The organism is Mesorhizobium sp. P5_C1, assembly GCF_054049815.1.
On sequence record NZ_JBFULQ010000335.1, the window covers coordinates 1 to 6,234 of the forward strand.

Here is a 6,234-nt window from a genome sequence, read left to right on the forward strand (position 1 = left end):
CGCCTCGCGCAACTCGCACCTCGCATCGCAGATGCTCCATCTGGTGCATGCCGGACGCCTGATCCGCATCTTCGGGCAGGAGAGCCGGGAGAAAGCGATATTCGATACGGCGTCCGATGCGGTCCGCCGCGCCTCCTTCGTCCTGCTTGTTCGCCAGGGAGCTTTGCCGCCGCTGACGGAGGTTCTCCACGCCGCGCTGTTTCTGGCGGTGGTGATCGGCGCCTGGTTGGCGCAGGTGAATTTCCCGCTGATCATCGCGTTTGTCATCCTGCTCTACAGGCTGCAGCCGCATATGCGAGCCCTGCAGGGGTCGTGGAGCCAGTTGCAAGGCCTGAGCGGATCGCTCGAAGAGGTGACATGGATGCTGGATCCGTCCGGCAAGCCTCAACCGCCGCAAGGCGACGGCCCGTTCCACGGCCTGCGCCAGGGCATCAGGTTCGATGACGTGACGTTCACCTATTCCGGCACGGACCGCCGTGAGGTGGTGCTGCATTCGGCGACTTTTGATATCCGCGGCGGCCGCTCGACGGCACTGATCGGCCGCTCGGGCGCCGGCAAGACAACGATCGTCAATCTTCTGTGCCGCTTCGTGGAACCGGACACCGGCAGGATTCTCGTCGATGGATCACCGCTCGACGGGATTGACGCCAGCCAGTGGCGCCAGCACATCGCACTGGCCAGCCAGGAGCTGGAACTGGTCGACGRCACCATTTTTGAAAACATYACCTACGGGCAGGACGCGGCCACGGCCGCCGACGCCGAGAGTGCCGCAAGACTGGCCGAGGCGCATGAATTCATCGAACGGCTCCCGCTCGGTTACGACACGCTCGTCGGCTACAGGGGTATCAACCTCTCGGCGGGACAGCGGCAACGGATCGCACTGGCCAGGGCCCTGGTGCGCGATCCCGACCTCCTGATCCTGGACGAGGCCACCAATGCCGTCGATGGGCTGTCGGAGGCAGCCATCGTCGAGACCCTGAAATCGAGAGCCGGCCGCCGCACGACCATCGTCATCAGCCACCATCACAGCACCATCTCGTTCTGCGACGACGTGGTGATCCTGAGCGGCGGCCGGGTGAAAAAGCAAGCGCCTTTCGGCGCCCTGGCATCGCTCACCATGGACGAGCTTTACCAGCACGAGCCGCTCGCCGCCCCAGGCGGGGCGGGAGCGAAGCGACGACGCGGCGAGCCTGCGAAATAGCGCTACGGCGTCGCGCGGAGGTTCCTGCGGGCGCGCCGCCTGCCCGTTGCACGTGCCTTCTCCGCCACCACTCCGGTGATCTCGACCACGGTGCCCTCACGCGGTCTGCCGCTGGTGGCCTTGTGGAGCCGCTCGTAGGGCAACAATTCCTTGATCCTGGCGTTGAGCGACACGATTTCGTCCCTGAGGTCCTCGCATTCCTGCCTCTGGACATCGAGCTGTATCTGTTCCGACGCCTGTTGCAGCACAAGCTGTGAAAAATTGGCGTTCACTTTCGAAAGGCTCGCCTTGTCGCTTTCGTTCTCTTCGATGAGCGCGGACAATTTTTCATCGGCGATTTTCTTTTCGGCCAGCGTGTCGTTCAATTCAGTCTTGAGCCTGGCGATCTCGCCGGTGGCATCGCTGTTCTCGTTCGAGGCCCACTCCAGCCGCGATTGCAGGTCCTCGATCTCGGAACGCAACCCGCGCATTTGCGTCTGGCTGCGCGCCAGTTCCGCTTCCCGGTCGCCTTCCACCATGCTGGCCGCTTCGCTCATTCCCGAAAGCTTCGCCTGCGCGGCCTCAAGCGACTTCTGGAGCCGCACCTCCTCTTTCTCGCTCTTGGCGAGCGCGGCGAGCAGTTCCGCAAACCGTGCTGCTTCGCTGGCATGGATCGCCGAGAGCTCGTCGAGCCTGTGGCGCGCCTGGGATTCCCGCTTCAGCGCCTTGTCGAGCTCCATCGACAGACTGACATGCTTTTCGCGCAGCATCTTGCTTTCGCGCAAGCGCCTGTTGGCCTCGACGGTTCTGGCGGTGAGCCGCTTGGCGATGTCGCCGAAGTCGGCGTCGCGTTTTGCGCTCGCATTGGCCGCCTCCGCGAGTTCCAGCCTTGTCGCGGCAAGCGTCGCGCGAAGCGCGTCCCTGTCCTGGACCAGGCTTGTCTCGCGCTGTTGCAGCACTTCGCAGGTGCTTTCACGCTCGCGCAGCTTTCGCCCCGCGTCGTGCAGCTTTTCCGACAGCGTTCTTTGTTCGGCGATGAGCGCGGCATTGGCCAGCTCCAGCTCGTTGGCGCGAAGAATGTCGCCATGGAGGATGTTGAGGTATTCGCGCGTCAGGTGATGTGAGGTCGCGATCTCCGACAGCTTGCCGGTGATCTCCTCCATATAGTCCCTGGCGTCATGGAACAGCCCTTCGAAGGCGCTTAACGCAGCCAGTCGGGTCTGGGCGTGGGACGTCAGCCGCGGCCCGGTTTCGGGACTGTCCGGATTGCCCGCACCGTCTGCATTCTCCGCACCATCCGCGTTTGCCGCATTGGCCTCGGGTGGCGGGTCCTCGGGAGCCGCCGCGGAATCCGGGGCATCGTCGCTCTTTGGCGGCGCCTCGTCCTCGGCGTTGAGACTAGCGTCCAGCGCATCCGCCAGATCGATCTGCAGTTCCTGTAGTGCGGTATCTACGTCTTCAGCGCGCTTGATCAAGCCCTTGAAGTTCATGCCCGAACTCCCCTACCCATACCCAACCCAGTACTTAACAAAATGCTAATGTATCATTACATCCGCGGCTTCCGTATGGGAAGCCCCGCCTGTAGAATGCTGAAACTAGGGGATTTCTCGCTTGCGTCCAGTGGCCTGAAGTGGCCGCCGCGCACCATTTTTCGTGGCAAAGCCCGCGCCGCCGCGCGTGAGCTCCAGAGGTGCCTCGGAGAAAACTTGTCTCATTCCGGCTTACCATACGGCAAGATGATTGCCGCAGGCGAGACTGACCACGCTACCCCAAAAGTGGAGGTACCAAACGTAGAGGGGTGCCCCCCGACCTTGGCGCCCTAGTGACACGGTATGATGAACAGGGCGATCAGCGCCCTCTTTTGCGTTCGAAATTGGCGAGAGCCGAGGTGAAAGCGCAATCTCCCCACTTGCGGGGGAGATGTCCGGCAGGACAGAGGGGGGTGCTGTCCCTCCAGCCTGTCAACCAATCATAGCGATAACATCCTTGGTCGGTTGCTTGTCGAGACTGGCGTAATGTTGAAAGTTGGYGATCCTTCCCACCCCCCTCTGCCCTGCCGGGCATCTCCCCCGCAAGGGGGGAAATCGGACGTCACGCCGGCTTTCGCCAATAGCCAACGTCAAAGGGGGAGAGGAAAGACCTGTCAGCCCGCCATCGCCAGCGGCACGGCGCTCTTGTTGGGGATCTGGATATCGATTTCCAGCGTCGACATGGTCTCGCCGCGGTCCATCGAGACCTGCAGATAGTCCTGGTCGATCTGCACATGCTTGGCGATCACGGCCATGATCTCCTCGCGCAGGATGGAGACAAGGTCGGGCTGGCTGCGGTTGCGGCGCTCATAGGCGAGCAGCACTTGCAGCCGCTCGCGCGCCACCGGCGCGCTGGAGCGCCGCTTGAAGATGTCGAGCAGGTTCATGCCGCCCTCCTTCCCAAAAGACGATCGAGAAAACCCTTGCGTTCGAACGGCACGACGACGGGCAAGTCCTCGCCCTCGAGCCGCCTGGCGGCGTCGATATAGGCCTTGGCAGCCGCATTGAGCGGCTCCGACAGCGTCACCGGCGAACCGAGGTTGGAGGCCCTGAGCACATCCTGGCTCTCGGGAATGATACCGAGCAGCGGCGTCGACAGGATTTCCAGCACATCGTCGATGGAGAGCATTTCGCCGCGTGAGGCGCGCGCCGCGTCATAGCGCGTGACCAGCACATGCTTGGCGATCTGCTCGCCCTGCTCCGCCCTCAAGGTGCGAGCATCGAGCAGGCCGATGATGCGATCGGAATCGCGCACCGAGCTCACTTCCGGATTGGTGACGATGACCGCCTCGTCGGCAAAGCGCATGGCGAGCTGCGCGCCGCGCTCGATGCCGGCCGGGCTGTCGCAGAAGACATAGTCGAACACCGAGCGCAGCTTGTCGATGACTTCGCCGACGCCGTCCTCGGTCAGCGCATCCTTGTCGCGCGTCTGCGAGGCCGGCAGCAGGAACAGCGTCTCCACCCGCTTGTCGCGGATCAGCGCCTGCGAAAGCTTGGCCGAGCCCTGGATGACGTTGACGAGGTCGAACACCACGCGCCGCTCCGCGCCCATGATCAGGTCGAGGTTGCGCAGGCCGACGTCGAAGTCGATGAGCGCCACCTTCTTGCCGGTCTTGGCGACCGCGGCGCCCAGGGCTGCCGTCGAGGTCGTCTTGCCGACGCCCCCCTTGCCCGAGGTGACCACCACTACCTTGCCCATGAAAATGCCTCCGTTGTTGTTATGTCGTTGGTCGAGCGGCCCTGCCGGCCGCAACAAATGTCAGCTGAGCGGCGCGACGCGCAGCCCGTCCCCGTCGAGAAATGCCTGGATTGGCTTGCCGCGCGAAACGCCTTCCATCTCCTCGGCGGTGACGTACCAGCCGTCGACCGCCAGAAGCTCGGCCTCGTTGCGGCGGCAGAAGATGCGCGCGCCCTTGTTGCCGAGCGCGCCCGCCGAAGCGCGCCCGCGCAGCGTGCCATAGACATGGATCGAGCCCGCCGCGATGATCTCCGAACCGGAAGCGACCGAGCCCAGCACGATGACATCGCCATGCGGGTGCACGATCGCCTGGCCGGAGCGGATCGGCGACTTGATCATCAGCGTGCCCGAAGCTTCCTGCCCAACCTGCGGCTCGCTCTCGCCTGCTTTGCTTGCGCCAACCTTGTCAGCCTGCGCGCGCCCCACATCGGCGCGCCCCGCACCTGCGCGTTCCGCGTCCGCACGAACCTCTGGCGCCTTGCCCTCGGCCTTCTCCTCCGCCCTCGCCTTGCGGCCGGGCAGCAGCCCATCGGTCGTCGCCTCCTTGGCGCCGGTCAGCACCGGTGGCAATTCGGCGCCGAGCGAAGCGCCTTCGAGCTCGATGGCATAGACGCGGATGTCGCGCGTGCCGAGTTCCGCCACCAGCGCCGCGATATCGCTTGGCTGCGGCTTCAGCGTGTTCAGATCGAGCAGCACCGGCCGGCCGCTGAAATAGCCGGGCGAGTTGCCGATCCAGTGGTCCAGCCCCTCCAGCCAGGCCCCCAAAGGCGCCTCCGGCGTCAACGTGAAAGCGACGAACGAGCGGGCGCGAAAGCGAATGGATTTGGCCTCGAGGGGAGCGGCAAAAGTCACTGGCGGCGAATCCTTACTGATAGGTAAACGCTAGCGAGTGAATGGTTAACGAATGGTTAATGGGGCTGGATAACTACTTGGCAGCCCGCATGGAATCGGAAGGTTGGCTAGACGCCGATTTCGGACGCCAACCGGCGACACATTGTACGTCTTGATATGGGCCGAAAACTGCCCGTCCGCTTATAGGAGGATCGGCGAACTGTTGCGAAGAACGACGACCCTGCCCACAGCCGGGCGCATGAAATGAATTGCGCCGGGCGCCATGCCTTCATCCGGAGCGGTGACAAGGAATACCTGGCATTTCGGTTCAAGGAGCCTTCTAGGCCGGAGCGGCACAGGAGTTCGACGGTGAGATGTACTACGCGCTCGACCGCAGCAAAGGGAACGGCTGGGAGAAATGGCGGAAGAAGGCGACGTCCAACGTGTTGTAAAATACTAGGTCAGCAGGTTAGGCCGCAGGCACGGCGTGTGCCGCGTCGTACTCTGCCTCCCACGCCAATCGTTCAGCAATAAGGAGATCAACCCAAGCGTCGTTGTACGTATAGCTTTTGTAGGCCTTATGGTAGATGCAGTATTTTTTGTTGGTTTTGTCGCCCTTGTCCGGGCGAGCCTTGTGCTTTTTCCAAGCTGTCGTGTGATCACTCACCGAGTAAGCATACTTGCATTTGGCTTGAACGGCCTTGGCCACCTCTGTAGGCTTATACGGATAGAGGTCGTCCGAAATCTTGTATTTCTGCAATACGTTGTGGACCACCTGACCCTCTTCGGAATCTGGCATGAGAAACTGAATATGAGAGCCGCCTTTCGACGCGCTGTCGAGCGTGTAAACGACGCGGAACTGGTACTCCAGATCTTCTAGCTCTTCCTCGGTCAGATCGGCAGACACAAGAGCATCGAGGGCGGAGATATGGGCTGGAACGTCATAGGACTGAAGC

5 protein-coding genes and 1 pseudogene are annotated in these 6,234 nt (G+C 62.8%); 1 reads left to right on the forward strand and 5 read right to left on the reverse strand.

The window, feature by feature from the left end; translation table 11 throughout:
- The first annotated feature begins 484 nt into the window (after positions 1-484).
- Positions 485-1,201, forward strand: coding sequence for an ATP-binding cassette domain-containing protein (locus ACXJ7R_RS22265; protein ID WP_457153744.1), 717 nt, complete (start codon positions 485-487; stop codon positions 1,199-1,201).
- A gap of 2 nt (positions 1,202-1,203) precedes the next feature.
- Here the strand turns inward: ACXJ7R_RS22265 and ACXJ7R_RS22270 are convergent, their stop codons facing one another.
- From ACXJ7R_RS22270 to ACXJ7R_RS22290, 5 genes and pseudogenes are all read right to left on the reverse strand, one after another.
- A complete protein-coding gene (locus ACXJ7R_RS22270) occupies positions 1,204-2,670 on the reverse strand; it encodes a hypothetical protein (protein WP_457153741.1) in 1,467 nt (488 codons plus the stop codon).
- A gap of 653 nt (positions 2,671-3,323) precedes the next feature.
- Positions 3,324-3,596: a cell division topological specificity factor MinE gene (gene minE / locus ACXJ7R_RS22275; protein WP_024501686.1), complete on the reverse strand. Its 273-nt coding sequence runs from the start codon at positions 3,594-3,596 to the stop codon at positions 3,324-3,326.
- Positions 3,593-4,408: a septum site-determining protein MinD gene (minD, locus tag ACXJ7R_RS22280; RefSeq protein WP_457153742.1), complete on the reverse strand. Its 816-nt coding sequence runs from the start codon at positions 4,406-4,408 to the stop codon at positions 3,593-3,595. The genes minE and minD overlap by 4 nt, the downstream gene beginning before the upstream one ends.
- A 60-nt stretch (positions 4,409-4,468) precedes the next feature.
- Positions 4,469-5,299 (reverse strand): septum site-determining protein MinC, encoded by an 831-nt coding sequence (gene minC / locus ACXJ7R_RS22285; RefSeq protein WP_457153743.1) that lies wholly within the window; start codon positions 5,297-5,299, stop codon positions 4,469-4,471.
- Positions 5,300-5,747: 448 nt separating this feature from the next.
- Positions 5,748-6,234 (reverse strand): annotated as a pseudogene (locus ACXJ7R_RS22290) (DUF3644 domain-containing protein); the annotation flags it as partial.

What these genes read in the sequence shown, in the direction of transcription:
- ACXJ7R_RS22270 (WP_457153741.1), bottom strand. Translation starts at nt 2,670, where the DNA reads ATGAACTTCAAGGGCTTGATCAAGCGCGCTGAAGACGTAGATACCGCA.
- minE (WP_024501686.1), bottom strand. Translation starts at nt 3,596, where the DNA reads ATGAACCTGCTCGACATCTTCAAGCGGCGCTCCAGCGCGCCGGTGGCG.
- minD (WP_457153742.1), bottom strand. Translation starts at nt 4,408, where the DNA reads ATGGGCAAGGTAGTGGTGGTCACCTCGGGCAAGGGGGGCGTCGGCAAG.